This is a genomic window from uncultured Psychroserpens sp. (assembly GCF_947501425.1).
GTDB lineage: Bacteria > Bacteroidota > Bacteroidia > Flavobacteriales > Flavobacteriaceae > Psychroserpens.
On the sequence record NZ_CANMVN010000005.1, the window covers coordinates 23,656 to 42,306 of the forward strand.

Annotated in this window: 16 protein-coding genes; 4 read left to right on the forward strand and 12 right to left on the reverse strand. The window is 34.7% G+C overall.

The genetic code is table 11. The annotated features are described in order from the left end of the window. Window positions 1–17 precede the first annotated feature (17 nt). From Q0951_RS08600 to glgA, 7 genes are all read right to left on the reverse strand, one after another. On the reverse strand, window positions 18–848 hold the full coding sequence (locus tag Q0951_RS08600) for a M48 family metallopeptidase (protein WP_299336172.1): 831 nt from the start codon (window positions 846–848) through the stop codon (window positions 18–20). A gap of 99 nt (window positions 849–947) precedes the next feature. Beyond that, window positions 948–3,350 carry a glycoside hydrolase family 31 protein gene (locus Q0951_RS08605; protein ID WP_299336173.1) on the reverse strand — a complete coding sequence of 801 codons (2,403 nt, stop codon included), beginning with the start codon at window positions 3,348–3,350 and terminating at the stop codon, window positions 948–950. A 155-nt stretch (window positions 3,351–3,505) separates the two neighbouring features. Then, entirely contained in the window at window positions 3,506–5,413 is a 1,908-nt protein-coding gene (gene glgB, locus Q0951_RS08610) for a 1,4-alpha-glucan branching protein GlgB (protein WP_299336174.1), read from the reverse strand. Window positions 5,414–5,416: 3 nt separating this feature from the next. Next, the gene (locus Q0951_RS08615; protein WP_299336175.1) at window positions 5,417–7,048 is read right to left on the reverse strand and encodes a trehalose synthase; all 1,632 of its coding nucleotides are present in this window, start codon (window positions 7,046–7,048) and stop codon (window positions 5,417–5,419) included. Continuing rightward, window positions 7,049–8,986 (reverse strand): alpha-1,4-glucan--maltose-1-phosphate maltosyltransferase, encoded by a 1,938-nt coding sequence (locus tag Q0951_RS08620; RefSeq protein ID WP_299336176.1) that lies wholly within the window; start codon window positions 8,984–8,986, stop codon window positions 7,049–7,051. A 130-nt stretch (window positions 8,987–9,116) separates the two neighbouring features. Next, window positions 9,117–10,382 (reverse strand): glucose-1-phosphate adenylyltransferase, encoded by a 1,266-nt coding sequence (locus Q0951_RS08625; RefSeq protein ID WP_299336177.1) that lies wholly within the window; start codon window positions 10,380–10,382, stop codon window positions 9,117–9,119. Window positions 10,383–10,385: 3 nt separating this feature from the next. Then, window positions 10,386–11,591 (reverse strand): glycogen synthase, encoded by a 1,206-nt coding sequence (glgA, locus tag Q0951_RS08630; RefSeq protein ID WP_299336178.1) that lies wholly within the window; start codon window positions 11,589–11,591, stop codon window positions 10,386–10,388. 155 nt (window positions 11,592–11,746) lie between these two features. Between glgA and msrB the strand changes: the two genes are divergently transcribed. The 3 genes from msrB (at window position 11,747) to lpdA (ending at window position 14,321) form a co-directional block, all read left to right on the forward strand. Continuing rightward, the gene (gene msrB / locus Q0951_RS08635) at window positions 11,747–12,229 is read left to right on the forward strand and encodes a peptide-methionine (R)-S-oxide reductase MsrB (RefSeq protein WP_299336179.1); all 483 of its coding nucleotides are present in this window, start codon (window positions 11,747–11,749) and stop codon (window positions 12,227–12,229) included. Between the two features lie 104 nt (window positions 12,230–12,333). Beyond that, a complete protein-coding gene (locus Q0951_RS08640; protein ID WP_299336180.1) occupies window positions 12,334–12,888 on the forward strand; it encodes a DUF1572 family protein in 555 nt (184 codons plus the stop codon). Window positions 12,889–12,944: 56 nt separating this feature from the next. After that, on the forward strand, window positions 12,945–14,321 hold the full coding sequence (gene lpdA / locus Q0951_RS08645; protein ID WP_299336181.1) for a dihydrolipoyl dehydrogenase: 1,377 nt from the start codon (window positions 12,945–12,947) through the stop codon (window positions 14,319–14,321). A gap of 51 nt (window positions 14,322–14,372) precedes the next feature. Here lpdA and Q0951_RS08650 read toward each other — a convergent pair whose 3' ends face one another. The 5 genes from Q0951_RS08650 to Q0951_RS08670 form a co-directional block, all read right to left on the reverse strand. After that, window positions 14,373–14,858 carry an outer membrane beta-barrel protein gene (locus Q0951_RS08650; protein WP_299336182.1) on the reverse strand — a complete coding sequence of 162 codons (486 nt, stop codon included), beginning with the start codon at window positions 14,856–14,858 and terminating at the stop codon, window positions 14,373–14,375. 41 nt (window positions 14,859–14,899) lie between these two features. Beyond that, window positions 14,900–15,319 carry a type II 3-dehydroquinate dehydratase gene (locus Q0951_RS08655; protein ID WP_299336183.1) on the reverse strand — a complete coding sequence of 140 codons (420 nt, stop codon included), beginning with the start codon at window positions 15,317–15,319 and terminating at the stop codon, window positions 14,900–14,902. A 77-nt stretch (window positions 15,320–15,396) separates the two neighbouring features. Then, window positions 15,397–15,996, reverse strand: coding sequence for a porin family protein (locus Q0951_RS08660; RefSeq protein WP_299336184.1), 600 nt, complete (start codon window positions 15,994–15,996; stop codon window positions 15,397–15,399). Window positions 15,997–16,134: 138 nt separating this feature from the next. After that, window positions 16,135–16,722: an OmpW family outer membrane protein gene (locus Q0951_RS08665; RefSeq protein WP_299336185.1), complete on the reverse strand. Its 588-nt coding sequence runs from the start codon at window positions 16,720–16,722 to the stop codon at window positions 16,135–16,137. 187 nt (window positions 16,723–16,909) lie between these two features. Continuing rightward, window positions 16,910–17,485 carry a porin family protein gene (locus Q0951_RS08670; protein ID WP_299336186.1) on the reverse strand — a complete coding sequence of 192 codons (576 nt, stop codon included), beginning with the start codon at window positions 17,483–17,485 and terminating at the stop codon, window positions 16,910–16,912. Between the two features lie 253 nt (window positions 17,486–17,738). On the opposite strand from Q0951_RS08670, the gene xerA reads away from it, so the two are divergent. Further along, complete coding sequence (gene xerA / locus Q0951_RS08675) at window positions 17,739–18,647, forward strand: site-specific tyrosine recombinase/integron integrase (RefSeq protein ID WP_299336187.1); 909 nt, start codon at window positions 17,739–17,741, stop codon at window positions 18,645–18,647. Window positions 18,648–18,651: the final 4 nt, after the last annotated feature.

The window sequence follows — 18,651 nt, forward strand, 5'->3', positions numbered from 1 at the left end:
ATTTTTATTCTTTACAATTAAAAGTTACCTAAAGGTCGAAAAGATTCGACACCAAACTTTTTAGCTTCTGCTCTAGCCTTTGGAGCTAACATTTTTAAATTATTTATTCTTGAATCATTAGAAGGGTGTGTGCTTAGAAATTCTGGTGGAGCTTGTCCGCCACTATTTGCTTTCATACGCTTCCACAATTCAGCAGCCTCATCAGGATTGTAACCAGCAATAGCCATAAGATAGATTCCTATTTCATCAGATTGTGTTTCATGACTTCTGCTAAAAGGTAACATTACTCCTACCTGGCTTCCTACTCCATAGGCTTGATTGAAGATGTCTCTGGATTGTTGGTCTTTAATTGCAACATTCCCAGCAACTGCACCTAATTGTTGCAGCATTCCTGCACTCATACGTTGCTGACCATGATTTGCTAAAGCGTGAGCCACCTCATGACCCATAATTGCTGCAATTCCGGTTTCGTTTTGAGCTATAGGTAAAATACCTGTGTAGAATACAATTTTGCCTCCTGGCATACACCATGCATTAACGGTTTTATCATTTACCAAGTTATATTCCCATTGGTAATCATCCAGATAGCCTTGATGACCATTAGCGTTTAACCAACGTTCTGCTGCTACAGCAATACGCTGACCAACTCGTTTGATCATTTCAGCATCAGCGGTTCCTGTAACTACATTGTTTTCTGTTAAAAACTGATCATATTGTGCGAAAGCTGTTGGAAACAGCTGAGAATTAGGAACTAAGGCTAAGGTTTTTTTACCAGTAAAAGGATTAGTAGCACATGATAAAAACAGTGCTAAAACACCTATGGCTACTACTTTATTTTTAATACTCATGGTTTATAGATTTAATAGTGTTAGCTAAATTTACAAAAATCATTCTATTAAGTTTGACACAAACAATTAGAATTTTGTCACATTTCAAACGATAAAAATTTATCCTTTTAAATGTAACTCGGTAAATTCTTTTTCAATAATCATTTTAGATACGCCATTATTAGTGACATGATCCAAAGGGATACTAACGTTGTCTAATTGTATTTCCTTAATATCAAAAGGCAGACCATGAATTCTCAGTTCAAAGGTTTTGTATTCGGCATTGAATTTTCCTTCTTTATGCTGCTGAATAATCAATTCTTCAGACTTTCCAACTAACTTGAATGTGCGATAACTATAACGCCCTTTTGTATAATCGTAGCCGTCATGAGCATCATCAAACAATTGAGAACGTTCTTTCCCTTTTTTATAATATACGTCTAGAATAACTGATTCGATCTTTTTCTCACCAACATACTGTTGTTTTGGGTACTTCGGAATGATAGCACCTTCCTTTACAAAAATTGGCATACTATCAATATCGGCATCTACCCACATCTCTTTACCTCCTTTAACTATAGCATCTGTCCAGAAGTCATACCAATTTCCCCTTGGGATATACATACGACGTCCTTTAGCGTTAGGTTCCAGAACTGGACATGCCAGAATCTGATTTCCGAAGATAAATTCGTCAGTCCTATAATGGGTATGTACATCTTCCTGATCATAGAGTACCAGCGACTTTAATAATGGTGTGCCATCTTCGACATAATGCCAAAACGCGGTGTATAAATAAGGTAGCAATTCATAGCGGATTTCTATAAACTTACGTACAATGTCAGTAACATCTGTATCAAAAGCCCAAGGTTCTTGATCACCATGATCTCCTGAAGAGTGCACTCTAAAAAACGGATGAAAAATTCCTAACTGAATCCAACGCGTAAACAATTCGCCTTGTGGTTGCTCTGCAAATCCGCCAATATCACTTCCAGCAAAACTAAAACCAGACATCGCCATACGTTGTGCCTGCACGTTGGCAATCCAAAGGTGCTCCCAATTGGCAACATTGTCACCTGTCCAAGTAGACGTATAACGCTGAGTACCTGAGTATGCTGCTCGTGTAATGACAAACGGACGCTTAGGATACGCAAACTTTTTTAAGCCTTGATAAGTAGCTCTTGCCATTTGCATTCCGTAGACATTATGAGCTTTTCTATGGCTACAAGGGTTACCATCATAATCATGACGCACATCATCAGGAAATGTTTTGTTTGGCACTTCCATCACAGCAGGCTCATTCATATCATTCCAAACTCCTTTGACACCAATGTCTTCTATAAGCTCTTTAAACAGTCCAGACCACCAGTCTCGTACTTCAGGTTTAGTAAAATCTGGGAAATAACATTCACCAGGCCACACCTTTCCTTTCATGTAAGGACCGTCAGCACGTTTACAAAAATAATCTTTATCTAAAGCCTCTTTAAAAACCGAATATTCTTTATCGATCTTAATTCCCGGATCAATAATGACTACGGTTTTAAAACCATCATCTGCCAGTTCCTTCACCATACGCTTTGGATCTGGGAAATACTCTTTGCTCCAGGTAAAACAGCGGAAACCATCCATATAATCGATATCTAAATAAATGGCATCACATGGAATTTGAAGTTTTCGAAATGTTGATGTAATCTCCTTCACCTTGCTCTCAGGATAATAACTCCATTTACATTGATGAAATCCTAAAGCCCATAATGGCGGTAGCAGGTGTGGTTTCCCTGTAAGATCTGTGTAACTCTCAACAACTTCAGTCATTTTAGGACCATAAATGAAATAGTAGTTCATTTCTCCACCTTGAGCCCAGAAGCTGGTCACATTTCTTCGTTCTTGTGCGAAATCAAAAAAGGACCTGAACGAGTTATCAAAGAAAATACCATAAGCTCTATTGTGATGAAGCCCTGTGTAGAATGGAATAGCCTTATATATGGGATCTGTATCTTTTCCGTAGGCATAAGAATCGGTTACCCAATTCTCATAGCGCTTTCCTTTTAAGTTAAGATGATTAGGCTTGTCTCCTAGTCCGAAATAACTCTCGCCATCATTAGACACCTTACTCATTTTTACAATATCGCCTCCATACTCGTAGCTCTCTTCCCAATGAAATCCAATTTCATCCTGATTGATAGCAAGTCCGTCTGCAGCATCAAATAACTGCACTTTTAAATTGTCTTTTGAAATATGACAGATCAGCCTTGACGTAGTGACTTTGTAATGTGTTTTGAGGTCTTCAATCTCCAAAAGGTTATACCCTGTGCTTGCATATTTGGTAATAGCGTAGGAGAAGTCGTTTTCAAACTTTCCTGTAGTACTGTATCTAAAACGCAATACACTATCTCTCAATACGGTCAACTGAAGTACAACCTCATTTTCCGTTGTAAAATATAACGTATCAACGTCCTTCTTAAAATCTATTATTTTAGATGGAAATAAATTCCCTTTACTTTCTAATTCTGTATTTACAATCATATAGCATTCTTTATTACAAAAAGCATGTAAAAAAACGGAAAAAAACGGACGAAAAAAAGCATTGCAATTAGTTATTGCTATGATTTATCAACTACAACGATTTCGGTATTGTATTTTATGATAATCGGAAATTTAATCCTATTTGATTTTATATTTTACACATACCTAAAAGTTACCATACCCAAAGGAGGAATGGTTATCTCTACAGAATGGTCTCTAAATTGCCATGATGTTTTTTCTGAAGTAAGCTGCTTATTTTTATAATCGCCGGTACCAAAGAATGTTTTAAGATCACTATTGAATACTTCTTTAAGTTTTCCTTTCTTCGGAAGTCCGATACGATAGTTCTCTCTCGCCATTGGTGTCATATTGCAAGCTACAATAAGATCATCTTTTCGCTTCTCTCCTTTTCTGATGTAGACTAATACTGAATTTTCAGCATCGTTGTAATCGATCCACTCAAAACCTTCAGCAGAAAATTGTTTTTCGTGTAAGGCTGGCTCAGATCTGTAGAGTGTATTTAAGGCTTTTAGTAATTGCTGAACACCTTTATGTGGAGCGTACTCTAACAAGTGCCAATCCAGACTTTGTTGAAAATTCCATTCTTCACTTTGCCCGAATTCTGCACCTTGAAACAATAAATTTGTTCCAGGATGCGTAAACATGTAACTATATAATAATCTCAAGTTGGCAAATCGTTGCCATTCATCACCTGGCATTCTACCTAAAATTGAGTGCTTACCATACACAACCTCATCATGACTTAAAGGCAGCATGAAATTTTCGGTAAAGGCATAGGTCATTGAAAATGTAAGATCGTTTTGATGATGCTTTCTATAGATAGGTTCTTTAGCAAAATACTGAAGTGTATCATGCATCCAACCCATCATCCATTTCATACCAAAACCTAAACCACCTAGAAATGTAGGTTTGGATACCATTGGAAACGAGGTGGACTCCTCAGCTATGGTTTGCACATCTGGAAACATAGTATATACTGCTTCATTCATTTCTCTCAAGAACGCCATGGCTTCTAAATTCTCGCGACCACCATACATATTAGGTTCCCACTCTCCATCATCTCTACTATAATCTAAAAATAGCATTGATGCTACAGCATCAACACGTAAGCCATCAGCATGATATTGGTCTAACCAGAAAATAGCGTTACTAATCAAAAATGACTTTACTTCATTTCTTCCGTAGTTAAAGATTAAACTCTTCCAATCTGGATGATAACCTTTGCGTTTATCAGGATGTTCATATAAATGAGAGCCATCAAAAAAACCTAGTCCGTGAGCATCCTCAGGAAAATGAGAAGGCACCCAATCCAAGATAATTCCTATATCGCTTTGATGTAATTTATCTACAAGTAGTTTAAACTCTTCAGGATAACCAAAGCGTGATGTTGGAGCAAAATACCCTGTAAGTTGGTAGCCCCAACTTGGGTCGTATGGATATTCCATTACTGGCATGAGTTCGACATGCGTAAAATTCATCTCTTTAAGATACGTTACAAGATCATCTGCTAACTCTTCATAAGTTAAAAAACGGTTCTCTTCCAATTTTCGTTTCCATGATCCTAAGTGAACTTCATATACTGAAAAAGGTGCATTTAAAGCATTGTTCTTTTTTCGCTTTTTCATCCATTTCGCATCTTTCCATTTGTAAGGCTCATCCCAGACAATAGATGCTGTTTTAGGCGGATGTTCACAACGGCGTGCATAGGGATCTGCTTTTTCAGTCTTGATATCGCTATTATGACTTTGAATTTTATATTTATATGTGCTTCCTTTTCCTGCGCCTGGTATAAATCCTTCCCAAATGCCACTTTCGTCCCATCGTACATTTAATCGGTGTTCACCTTCAACCCAAAAATTGAAATCTCCTATAACAGAGACCATTTTTGCACTAGGTGCCCAAACTGCAAAATAAGTACCTTCCACACCATTGAGGGTCATGATGTGAGAACCCATTTTTTCGTATAATTTATAATGTTTCCCTGCTTTAAAGAGATCGATATCAAAATCTGTAAAGAGACTGTGTGCAATTACTTCTGCCATAAACTAATCATTAATGATATTTGAAATTCCTTTTAAAGGAATAACTGCCCAACGCGGACGAGAATTAAGCTCGTAGCCTAATTCATATACTGCTTTTTCAAGCATGGCATATTTCAGTAAAAAAATACGCTCTTGATTGTAACCAATGTTCAAATTGGCATCTTGAATTTTTAAGATATAAGTGCCTAAAAAGACACCTTTAAGGTATTGGTATAGTATTTCTCCAGCTTCAAAAAGTTCATGCTGCTCGTGTTTGTAAAGATCGATATTATTAAAAATTGTTGCATAAATTGCATAATGAAACGATCTAAACAATCCTGCAACATCTTTTAATGGCGGTTGTTTTACTTTTCGATCTCGAATAGTACTTTCAGGCTCTCCTTCAAAATCCAGAATATAGAAATCGTCATCTTTTACCAAAACCTGTCCCAAGTGGTAATCGCCATGAACTCTAATACGTTCTCCCTTTAATTTTGTCCAATCAAAATTGACAAAGCGTTTTCTGATTTCATTTTTCTTATCGAGAAATTCATGCGCAAGTTCTAAGGCCAATCCGTCTAATTTATGCAAACTATTCTCAATAGTATTCAACCTATTCTGAAATTGATATAGTAATCTGTTTTTTAACCAAACTGTATAATCGCCATTAAAATGTGTAGGTGTAAAGGCTGTATCTTCAAATTCACTACCTAAAGCAATATGCATTTCTGCAGTTCTTTTAGCTAGGGTTTGAACTTTATTAAACACATTAAGACCAACCCAATCTATGATTTGAGGCGGTACATCGGTGATTTGTAATCTTCCAAAATCTTCAGTTTCTGGAAGTTTTGAAATATCAATATTCTTGTATTCAAGATTTGAAAATACTTTATGAAACTCTTTGAGCATATATTCCCAAGCATCACCTTCATTTTCAACCATCTCCTGCATCAAACCAATAGTGATATTAGTATTTTCCTGATCTTTAATCTGAACACTTCCCAAGTAAGCAGGTGTGTTTTTAAAATCCTTTTTTTCTGATAAAAAACGGCTCATCTCATAATCTGGATTACGATCGGCATAAATTCTTCGGAAGAACTTTAGAACGTATTTTTCATTATAAACTATAGAGGTATTACTTTGCTCCATTCCCATAAACCGTGAGGATTCATATTTGCAATCTTTAAATAAATCGCTTTTATGATATCGAACTCGTGTTTTATCTTTAGGAAGCGCAGTTAAAATACGTTCAAAAACTACTTTTCTAAAAGCCTCCAAATTAATCGCATCTATTATAAAGCCTTCTTGATCTTGGATGCTAATAGGTAATATTCTGTCATCTTTAGCAAAGCTCTCATCAGAGACAAATGCAATTGGTAAAAAATAATGTTGGTAAAAAGCTTCAACGAAATTGACCTCTAAAATCAATCCATAGTAGACTTCATCATGTTGTTGTATTCTAAAATATTCAGCCAGTTCTATGTACTTAAGCTTACTGGCTTTTCCACCATACCAACGTTGCTTAATAATATAATGCTCTAAAACATCAGAAAGAAACACTTTGATAAACTCATTGTTCTCAAGTAGTTCTTCCCATTTATCATTAAAGTTATAGGGAGGATTCAATGCAGTTGATGATGTTACTTTTTTTGCCATTTATTTATTAATACTAAATATATGAAATGGTAAGGTTGGATGCAACTCTACAAAATTCCATTCACTATGCCAATTATAACTACTTCCAGTTACCAGATCTTCAACACGAACCTGCTGTCCATTATGAATCCCTAAATCCTGTAAAGGTAATTGTACATTGCCTTGTTGTGCATAATACTGATCTAAACTAATAATGATCAATAATTCATTAGTTTTATCCTGATTCCATTTGTAGAATGCCAATAGGTTGTCATTTTCAATATGACAGAACTTGATATTGTTAGTTTGCTGTAAGGCTTCGTTGTTATGCCTGATGGCATTAATCTTAGATATTAATAACGTCAGTTTATTTTCCTTGAACCAATCGTAGTGTTTGATCTGAAATTTCTCCGACATGTAATACTCTTCTTTTCCAGGAATAGCTTCACTTATCATCTGCTCAAATACTGGTCCGTAAATTCCAATACTGGAACTTAAAGTAGCAGCTAGTGCATAACGCTGAAGGTATTTAGACTCATTAGCGCCTTGCAAATGAAACGGATTAATATCAGGTGTATTAGGCCAGAAATTAGGTTGCATATACTCACGCTGATCAGTTTGAGTGAGCTCATTCATGTATTGTATAAGTTCATGCTTATTATCTCTCCATGTAAAATAGGTGTATGATTGAGAGTAGCCCTCTTTAGCTAAACGCTGCATCACTTTAGGTTTTGTAAATGCTTCAGCTAAAAAGATCACATCAGGATGTTGCTTTTTGACTTCGGAAATGAGCCAGTTCCAGAAATAATAAGGCTTAGTATGAGGATTATCAACACGGAAGACGTGAATTCCGCAATCTATCCAATACAGCATAGTATCCAAGCACTCTTTCCAAAGGTTTTTATAATCTTTACTTTCCCAATAGATTGGTAAAATATCCTGATACTTCTTTGGAGGGTTTTCAGCATACTGAACAGTTCCGTCGGGACGCCATTTAAACCAGTCTGGGTGTGATGTAACCCAGGGATGGTCTGGAGCAGCTTGTAAAGCATAATCCATAGCGATCTCAATATTAAATTCCTTAGCTTTTTTAATCAAACGCTTAAAATCTGAAACAGATCCCAATTGTGGATGTAAATCTTTATGTCCACCATCTTTTGAACCAATTCCCCATGCAGATCCTACATCACCTTCTTTGGCTTCGGTTGTATTATTTTTGCCTTTTCTATTCACCTCTCCTATAGGATGTACAGGAGGGAAATATAAGGTATCAAATCCCATTTGTGCTACACGCGGCAACAAACGTTCACAATCTTTAAACGTACCGTGTTGTCCTTCAACTTCAGAAGCTGATCGCGGAAAAAACTCATACCATGTACTAAATCTTGCCTTTTTTCTATCCACGTAAACCTGAAGATCTTGTGTTTCATTAACTAAGAGCTTTTCAGGATACTTGACAAATATGGCATGTAACTTTTGGCTTACAGCCTGACTGATAGCTTCGTCATAGGCTTTTTCATTTTCAAAGTTAGTGATACAATTGTTTAAAAATTCTTTCTCAGTGCTATCAACTTTCTTTAACAAAGTCTTTAAGTAAGTTACACCTTCCAATAACTCAGATTTTACATGTTGATTGTCATCAATCTTACGCTCTATACCATGTTGCCAATTAAGCGCATAATCTACCCATCCTTGAACTTTATACGTATAAAATCCTTGTTTATTGACTGTGAAAGAAGATTTCCATTCATCATTTTCAATATGGTGCATTCTTGCTTCACTCCATTTTCGCTCTTTTTCATGCTTATACAATACAGAAGCTGCGATGACATCATGACCATCAACAAGCACATGAGCATCAATATTTACTATTTCGTTTACAATTCGTTTAATAAAAAATTCTCCGCAGTTAATTTGTGGGGAAACTGCATCAATGACAACACGTTTTTGATTTTGCATTTTGTTGGTTAATTGTACATTAAGGCTGTGAAATTAATAAAATTACCCTCAATTTTAATGAATAAATTAAGAATATACTATAATTATCAAACTACAACGTTTGAAAAGAATCCTCTCAAAAATAATAGCTCTAGATTATGGTTCCTTTTGGAATAACTGCTCCTTTTTTTATCACTACAATGCCCTCTTTAATAAAGTAATTATCGGTTTCCAAATCTTTTAAATGAGGACCACCATTAATCCTGACATCATCACCAATTCTACAGTTTTTATCAAGGATAACATTTTTAATAAAACAACGCTCTCCTATTCCCATAAACACTTTGATCTTTTGTTCTTCTACTTCCTCTAGTGATTCATAAAAATCATTTCCCATCATATAACAATTAATCACAGTAGATTCATTTCCAATTCTTGATCTAATTCCAATAACAGAGCGTTCAATCTTAGCTGCATGGATTAGGCATCCATCGGCAATTACTGTACGATCTAAAAGTGTACCAGAAATTTTTGACGTTGGTAATATTCTTGCATTAGTATAAATACGTCTGGTATTATCATATAAATTAAATTGCGGAATATCGTCAGTTAGCCCAAGATTAGCCTCAAAAAACGAATCTATATTACCAATATCTGTCCAGTAGCCTTCATATTGATAACTCAATGTTTTATGTTCTGTAATCGCCTGTGGAATGATTTCCTTTCCAAAGTCAACAGTATCAGGTACGTTCATCAGTTCAATTAATAAGTCTTTATTGAAAATATAAATTCCCATAGATGCCAGATAATGTCGTCCAGCTTTTTTCATCTCATCACTTACATTAGAGGACCAATCTGGTAATAAAGATGCATCAGGTTTTTCTATAAACGACTTGATAACACTATCATCGTCAGTTTTTAAGATACCAAATGAGGTAGCATCTTTCGCATCAACAGGTTGTGTAGCTATAGTAATTTTTGCACCACTATTTTCATGAGCTTTTATCATATCATTAAAATCCATTTGATACAATTGATCACCAGATAAGATTAATGCATAATCAAAATCATGCGCTAAAAAATGGTGCATGCTTTGTCTTACAGCATCAGCAGTACCCTGAAACCATTCACCACTGCTTATCGTTTGTTCAGCTGCTAAGACATCTACAAATGCAGAACTAAAAAAACTAAAATGATAGGTGTTTTTTATGTGTTTATTTAATGATGCTGAATTGAATTGCGTCAATACAAACATGCGTTTAATATCAGAATTGATGCAATTTGAAATTGGAATATCAACCAATCTGTATTTTCCTGCAATAGGTACAGCAGGCTTTGATCTGTTTTCAGTAAGCGGATATAGTCTGGAACCTTGACCGCCTCCTAAAATTATAGATAAGACTTTATTATTTATCATGGGTTACGATTTTAAAGATTGATATAATTGATGAACTTGTTTAGCTATAGCAGACCAGTCAAAAACACGTTCTACGCGTTGACGTCCAGCTTTACCCATGGCTATTCTTTGTTCATCATTATTGATTAATTGATTTATAGCTTCAGCAAGATGTTTAGAAAATCCTTCAGGATCTAAGGGTTCAAAAGGGGCTGTTTGTTGTTGCTCTACAGGTACTAATAGTCCCGTTTCGTTATGAACAACCACTTCCTTAATACCTCCTACTGCACTAGCTACTACAGCAGTTTCACAAGCCATAGCTTCTAAGTTAATGATACCAAATGGTTCATAGATTGAAGGGCAACAAAAGACAGAAGCATGTGAGTACAATTCAATGACGTCTTTTTTAGGCAACATATCTGCAATCCAAGTTACATTTTTTCTGGTCGTAGTCACTTCAGCAATACGATCTTCCATTTCTTTTGCAATTTCGGGTGTATCTGGTGCACCAGCACAAAGCACTATTTGTGTGTTCTTGTCAATATGCTTTATAGCATTGACGAGATGAATAATGCCTTTTTGTCTGGTTATACGTCCAACAAAAAGTACGTAAGGTGTATTTGGATCAATATGAAATCGTTCTAGGGTATGTGTTGTATTAGTGACTTGATATTCATTGAGATTGATACCGTTATAAATGACTTTAATTTTAGATGGATCTACATCAAAATACTTAAGCACATCATCTTTAGTTTCTTCGGAAACAGCTATGACTGCATCAGCCATTTCAATAGCTGTTTTTTCTATCCACGACGATGCCTCATAACCCTGACCTAACTGTTCCCGTTTCCATGGTCTTAATGGCTCTAGAGAATGTGTTGTAATAACCAAAGGTATATCATAGCACAATTTAGCAACGATACCTGCAAAATGCGCATACCAGGTATGACAATGCACAACATCTGCATCTACAGGGTCAACATTCATATTAACACAGGTTCGTAAAGTTTGAAAAACGGCCTTTAATTTTTGATCAGCAGAATCAAAACCTGGATATTCATAATCAAATCCTTTAACTGTTAAATTACCTGAGACACTGTTTTGATCGCCAAAACTTCTCACTTCGATTGATGTGATTTTTTCTAATTCAGATGCTAGATATTCAACATGAACTCCTGCTCCTCCATACACATATGGTGGAAATTCTCTTGTGCAAAAAAGTACTTTCATTTAATAATTTAGACTTAAGCGGTTTTATATCATCTTGTTTATATCTCCTAAAAATAATAATTTATAAATTAAGGATAATTTATGATAATCACTATTAAAAAAATGTAAGTTAATGTTTAATTTTACTACCAATAGATTGTTATGACATTTAAATTATGAAAAGAATAGTTATCGTTTTTATCCTCGGACTTTTATTTAGCTGTAATTCTTCAGCACAAAAAAATGACACTGAGACCAAAAAAGAGTTTCCAGTTACCAAAACTGAAGCAGAATGGAAAGCACAACTAACCAGCGAACAATTTTACGTTTTACGAAAAGCTGGTACCGAACGTCCATTTTCGAGTCCGTTGAATAAAGAATACCGAAAAGGTATTTTTCATTGTGCTGCATGCAATACACCACTATTTAAAAGTGATCACAAATACGACTCTGGTACAGGTTGGCCAAGTTTTGACAGAGAGATTGAAGGCAATGTAGAATATTCTACAGATTATGACTTAGGATATGCCAGAACTGAAGAGCATTGTGCTACTTGTGGTGGACACTTAGGTCATGTGTTTGGTGATGGTCCAAGATCAACTACTGGAAAACGTCACTGCATCAATGGAGATGCTCTTAAGTTTGTTCCCGAAGAGTAAAATTTAAGTAAAGGATACACCAATAGCGATATAAAATCTAACTATGAGATCTCATGGTTTTGAAGATTTTGTATCGCTATTTTTATGTCGCTAAATCAAACATAATGAATACATCATATCTATCTAGCATCATTAAACAATTTGAATATTACAAAAGTTTAGGTGATAAAACCATTGATCAATTTAGTATTGAAGAACTTAAACATGAATTTGAAAAAGACTCAAACTCAATCGCTATTATTGTTAAGCATATGGTTGGTAATATGCTTAGTCGCTGGACTAACTTCCTGACTGAGGATGGTGAAAAAGAATGGAGACATCGCGATGGAGAATTTGAAGATACATTTCAGAATAAAAAAGCATTGATAGATTTATGGAATTCAGGATGGGATTGCTTATTCAATGCGATAAAACCATTAACTCCAGAAGATCTTGAACGGATTATCTACATAAGAAATCAAGGTCATACAGTTACCGAAGCTATTAATCGTCAATTGGCACATTACGCCTATCATACTGGGCAAATTGTATATCTGGGCAAACTTCTTAAAGGAGACGCTTGGGTTTCTTTATCAATTCCTAAAGGAAAATCAGCAAGTTATAACAAAGACAAATTCAGTAAAGAAAAAGGGAGAAGACATTTTACAGATGACCTTTAATATTACGATTTGGTTTTGTAACTTCGTAACCTTAAAAATCAGACAAAAATAGACTCATGAGTAAATATGATATTATAGTACTTGGTAGTGGTCCTGGAGGCTACGTAACTGCAATTAGAGCTTCTCAATTAGGCTTTAAAACTGCTATTGTAGAAAAAGAAAGCTTAGGCGGTGTTTGCCTTAATTGGGGTTGTATTCCTACTAAAGCTTTGCTTAAATCTGCTCAAGTTTTTGAATATTTAAAGCATGCAGAAGATTACGGATTAAAGGTAAAAGATGCCGATCATGATTTTGATGCTGTTGTAAAACGTAGTCGTGGTGTTGCCGATGGTATGAGTAAAGGTGTTCAATTTTTAATGAAGAAGAACAAAATTGATGTGATTGAAGGCTACGGAACATTGAAAACTGGTAAAAAAGTTGAAGTAGATGGAAAAGACTATAGTGCTGACCACATTATCATTGCTACAGGAGCACGTTCACGAGAGTTACCAAGCCTTCCTCAGGATGGTAAAAAAGTGATTGGTTACCGAGAAGCTATGACATTAGATAAACAACCTAAGAAAATGATTGTGGTTGGTTCTGGTGCTATTGGTGTGGAGTTTGCTTATTTCTACAACTCTATGGGAACTGAAGTGACTATTGTTGAATACCTACCAAATATTGTCCCAGTTGAGGATGAAGAGGTGTCAAAACAATTGGAACGCTCATTTAAGAAAAGTGGCATCAAGGTTATGACCTCTTCGGAAGTGACTAAAGTAGATACTTCTGGAACAGGTGTTAAAGCTACGGTAAAGACCAAAAAAGGTGAAGAGGTACTTGAAGCTGATTTGGTGTTATCTGCTGTAGGAATTAAATCAAATATTGAAAATATAGGGTTAGAAGATGTAGGTATTGCTGTAGATAGAGATAAAATTTTAGTCAATGATTACTACCAAACTAATATCCCTGGATATTATGCTATTGGTGATGTAACACCTGGACAAGCATTGGCTCACGTTGCTTCTGCTGAAGGTATCCTTTGTGTAGAAAAAATAGCTGGCCATCATGTTGAGGCTTTAGACTACGGAAATGTACCAGGTTGTACCTATTGTTCTCCAGAAATTGCAAGTGTAGGTCTAACAGAAAAGCAAGCCAAAGAGCAAGGTATTGATATCAAAGTTGGAAAATTCCCATTTTCTGCTTCTGGAAAGGCAAGCGCAGGAGGAAATAAAGACGGATTTGTAAAAGTTATTTTTGATGCTAAATACGGTGAATGGTTAGGCTGCCACATGATTGGTGCTGGTGTAACAGATATGATTGCAGAAGCTGTATTGGGTAGAAAATTAGAAACTACAGGTCATGAAGTTTTGAAAGCTATTCATCCACACCCAACAATGAGTGAAGCTGTTATGGAAGCTGTAGCAGATGCTTATGATGAAGTGATACACTTATAATAACAAACATATAAATTAAAAAAAGCGATTCATTTCTGAATCGCTTTTTTTTTATAATCGATATCCTAATCCGAAGAATAAACCATTAGGAGAAATTTCTTCAAAACCTAAGGTGTATTTTATGTGCACATCTAGATCATCAGTAATATTATAGGCCATACTTACATCGCCTCTCACTTTAAATTTATTAGTAAAAAAATCAAAGAAATAGTTTAAACTCGGACCAAGAAGAATATCCAAATTATGAGCTACTTCATATTTAGCATATAATGGTGCATTTAAAAATTTAAAATCTCCAAGCCCAATATATAGCAACTCTGGCTGAAATGAGAAAGACTCACTCACATAAAAATCGGCAAAAACACCTCCATAGTAACCTACTTCAGTTTCGGTATTGGGACCAAAATTGGCTTCATTAACCTGAAAAAAGGTGATATTGAGTCCGCCCTTTACTCCAAAATCAACATGAGATTGAGCATTAGTGTTAAAACTTATGAATGCACTTATTAGAACAGTTAGCAAATAATGTTTCATCATTAGAACTATTTTTAGATAAATGGTTACTATTTACAAGTAATTCAATCTAAGAAACTCTGGATAGCCAACTCATAACTCTTGAGACCAAAACCCAGAATAACACCTTGAGCATTAGGAGAAATATAAGATTGATGTCTAAACGCTTCTCTGGAGAAGGTGTTAGAAATATGAACCTCAATAACAGGTGTTTCAACAGCTTTAACAACATCTCCTATTCCAATAGAGCTATGCGTATAAGCTGCTGCATTGAGAATAATCCCATCATAACTGTAACCTACATCTTGAATTTTATCAATGAGTTCTCCTTCTATATTAGATTGATATTGTTCTAACGTGATATTGGGATACTTATTGACCATAGCATCAAAAAAATCCTCAAAGGATTGATTTCCGTAGATATTAGTCTCTCGTTTACCTAATAAATTGATATTAGGACCATTGATAATAATGAGTTTTTTCATAGAGTAAAGATATTAAATTTCAAACATAAAAAAACCGAAGCAAAGCTTCGGTTCTAATATCAAATTGTATAATGTGCTTATAAATTAAATATTACGCCTACATTAAATGAACTTCTAGAGTTTCTGATATCGTAAGGTAAAGCATCAGTATCATCAAGATTGGTAAATCCACCATACCCTTGATAATCAATATACATTTGTGTGTTCTCATCAATATTGAATTTGTATCCAATACCAATAGTTAGACCAATATCTGTACTAGGAACGAAATCTTTAAGATCAAATTCTTGTCCATCAGTTAATTCTGCATTGGCACTTGCTAAAAACGAAACTGCAGGTCCGAAATTTAAATACCAGTTTCTTTTAGAACCAAAATGCCAGTTTGCATTTAACGGTAATGTGATATAGTTCAACTTATCTATGTTTCCAAAACTATCTTCAGCTCCCATAGCGTCGTAGATCAATCCAGATCTAAAACTCCAACGATCACTAAAATAATATTCAGCAACAACACCACCAGCTATTGAGGTTCTTGTGTTAAAATCAGCATCAGATGCATAAGATGATATATTAACTCCAATTTGTGGTGCTAAGGTAAAATCACCTTTGTCAGATTGTGCATTAGTCGTAGTCATTCCAAAAATTGCAGCAACAGCAATTAAAAGTACTTTTTTCATAATAGGTTTAGTTTAAAGTTAAGGAAACGAAACTAAGACTTTACTTACAAATAATTGTGTAAAAAATCGTAAATTAACAATGAATAAAAAAAGGCCAAAGCTTATTGCTTTGACCTTTTATATATTGTTAGGATTGTATTAGAATTTGTAAACAACACCAAAGTTGATATCAGATAAATCTAAGTTTAATCCGAAAGTGTTTGTTGCTTCTGCTCCATCGAAATCTGGTTTAGCACTTGTATAAGATAATGCTCCAACAGAAGCTCTTAAAGCGAAACAATCAGATACGAAATAGTTAAGTCCTGGCGATACAGCAACTCCAAAAGAATTAACTTTAGACTCTTCTCCACCGTTTGGCTCAAATTTAGAACTTGCGTAAGCAACTCCAGCACCTACTGTAAATGAAAACTGGCTTGAAGGTGTAAAAAAGTATGTAGCACCTAAACCAGCACCAAATGTAGACGTTTTATCTTCGTCAAAATCTTCTCCAGATCCAACTAATAAGTTTGCTTCTAAAGCAATGTTGTCACTGATAAAGTATCCAACAGCTGGAGAAAATGTAAATTCGTTAGATTTTACATCAGCAACTTTTGTGTTACTAAATCCAACAGTACCAGAAACATAAACATCATCTTTAGCAAAACCACCAGTTGTGTTTTCATCTTGTGCATTTACATTTGTAAATCCGAATACTGCAACTGCAGCCATAAGTAATAATTTTTTCATAATAATTAAGTTTAAATAATTTGGTTTTAAATTTTAAATTGGTCGGCAAATATATATGTTGCTATGATATGAAACAAGAAAAAACGCATAAATTTATGCGTTTCATCGATAAAATTACAACTTTCAGCGATATATAAGTATAAAAAAAGGAAGTCTTTTGACTTCCTTTTTTTACTATAATTATCTCTTAGTTAAAGAAATATCCAACAGAAATTTGGAATACATTGTTTTGATTTTTGAAGTTATCAGATCCTTCAAAATCATTAATGTTTGATAAACCTAAGTTATAACGAGCTGCAAAGTTTAATCCGCTCTCTAGTCTATAGCTAGCTCCTAAACCTACACCAAAATCGATACCACTAACTTCGTCTTTAACATCTACTTCATCAGTACCATCGTCTAATTTTGCAGAAGCAAGAATTCCCACTTGAGGACCAGCTTCGATTGCAAAACCGTCAGCTACCATATACTTAGCCATTACAGGAATGCTAATGTAGTCTAACTTAATCTCTCCATCTCCTTGATCAGCTTTAGCTCCTTGAGCAGAGTATAATAATTCTGGCTGAACAGCAAATTTATCAGAAATTCCAATTTCAGCAACTGCTCCAATATGGAAAGCGGTTCTTGATTTAAGGTCACTTACGTCATCTCCACCAATAGAAGCTAAGTTTAAACCAGCTTTAGCTCCAAATTTTACTTCTTGAGCATTCATGGTAGTAAATCCGAAAACTGCAACAGCAGCTAATAACATTAATTTTTTCATAATTAAAAAGTTTTAAAATTGATTGATACAAACTAAACGCTTTTTTTTTAGATTATAAACATTTTTTTACATCTTATGAACAATTTTATAAACAAAAAATTGTAAGTTACTGAAAAACAGTATTTTAAAATTTTTAGTTATTAACAATTTTTGATCAAAATACGACATATTACGTATGCATTTTATAGTTTTCAAGGCAAAAATTATAGTATTTTTATACTATTAATCAACAACTTGCATTCAATTTGAACCTATGAAGTGGCAAAACGCCTTAAAAGACTATACATATTACCTTAAAATTGAGAGGGGATTATCTGCTAATTCTATCACAAATTATCAGCTAGATGTCGAAAAGCTAATAAGTTATATCTCGAAAAATAATATTAGTGTCTCTCCTATTCATATAACGCATGAAACAATTCAAGCATTTATCTATGAAGCTTCCAAACAGCTCAATTCAAGATCACAGTCACGGTTAATATCCGGATTAAGAAGTTTTTTTAGTTATTTGGTTTTTGAAGACTACAGAACCACCAATCCATTAGATCATATTGAATCTCCAAAAATTGGAAGGAAGCTTCCCGACACACTCTCTACAGATGAAATTGATGCTTTAATTGATGCAATAGACTTAAGTAAAACGTACAATGGTGTCCAAATTGGAGAACGTAACAGAACTATTCTAGAAACGCTCTACAGTTGTGGATTGCGGGTTAGTGAACTTATTAATCTAAACATATCTGATTTATTTTTTGATGAGGGCTTCATTAAAGTGACTGGTAAAGGTGATAAACAACGTTTTGTTCCAATTGGCTCTAATACTCAAAAATACATTACCATATGGTTAGAGATAAGAGCACATATGACTATAGATTCTCAGCATACAGATACGTTGTTTCTTAACAACAGAGGTAAACAGTTAACAAGAGCTATGATTTTTACTATTATTAAGGACTTAGCGAAGACCATCAATTTAAATAAGGTCATATCTCCTCATACCTTTAGACATTCATTTGCCACACATTTATTAGAAAATGGAGCCGATCTAAGGGCTATACAGCTCATGCTTGGTCATGAGAGTATCACTACTACTGAAATTTACATGCATGTAGACCGTTCGCATTTAAAAGATGTGCTAATGACCTATCATCCAAGACAGTAGTTTC

Bases quoted from the DNA above. Each gene is read 5' to 3' on its own strand.
- Q0951_RS08600 (WP_299336172.1), bottom strand. From the start codon at position 848: ATGAGTATTAAAAATAAAGTAGTAGCCATAGGTGTTTTAGCACTGTTT.
- Q0951_RS08605 (WP_299336173.1), bottom strand. From the start codon at position 3,350: ATGATTGTAAATACAGAATTAGAAAGTAAAGGGAATTTATTTCCATCT.
- glgB (WP_299336174.1), bottom strand. From the start codon at position 5,413: ATGGCAGAAGTAATTGCACACAGTCTCTTTACAGATTTTGATATCGAT.
- Q0951_RS08615 (WP_299336175.1), bottom strand. From the start codon at position 7,048: ATGGCAAAAAAAGTAACATCATCAACTGCATTGAATCCTCCCTATAAC.
- Q0951_RS08620 (WP_299336176.1), bottom strand. From the start codon at position 8,986: ATGCAAAATCAAAAACGTGTTGTCATTGATGCAGTTTCCCCACAAATT.
- Q0951_RS08625 (WP_299336177.1), bottom strand. From the start codon at position 10,382: ATGATAAATAATAAAGTCTTATCTATAATTTTAGGAGGCGGTCAAGGT.
- glgA (WP_299336178.1), bottom strand. From the start codon at position 11,591: ATGAAAGTACTTTTTTGCACAAGAGAATTTCCACCATATGTGTATGGA.
- msrB (WP_299336179.1), top strand. From the start codon at position 11,747: ATGAAAAGAATAGTTATCGTTTTTATCCTCGGACTTTTATTTAGCTGT.
- Q0951_RS08640 (WP_299336180.1), top strand. From the start codon at position 12,334: ATGAATACATCATATCTATCTAGCATCATTAAACAATTTGAATATTAC.
- lpdA (WP_299336181.1), top strand. From the start codon at position 12,945: ATGAGTAAATATGATATTATAGTACTTGGTAGTGGTCCTGGAGGCTAC.
- Q0951_RS08650 (WP_299336182.1), bottom strand. From the start codon at position 14,858: ATGATGAAACATTATTTGCTAACTGTTCTAATAAGTGCATTCATAAGT.
- Q0951_RS08655 (WP_299336183.1), bottom strand. From the start codon at position 15,319: ATGAAAAAACTCATTATTATCAATGGTCCTAATATCAATTTATTAGGT.
- Q0951_RS08660 (WP_299336184.1), bottom strand. From the start codon at position 15,996: ATGAAAAAAGTACTTTTAATTGCTGTTGCTGCAATTTTTGGAATGACT.
- Q0951_RS08665 (WP_299336185.1), bottom strand. From the start codon at position 16,722: ATGAAAAAATTATTACTTATGGCTGCAGTTGCAGTATTCGGATTTACA.
- Q0951_RS08670 (WP_299336186.1), bottom strand. From the start codon at position 17,485: ATGAAAAAATTAATGTTATTAGCTGCTGTTGCAGTTTTCGGATTTACT.
- xerA (WP_299336187.1), top strand. From the start codon at position 17,739: ATGAAGTGGCAAAACGCCTTAAAAGACTATACATATTACCTTAAAATT.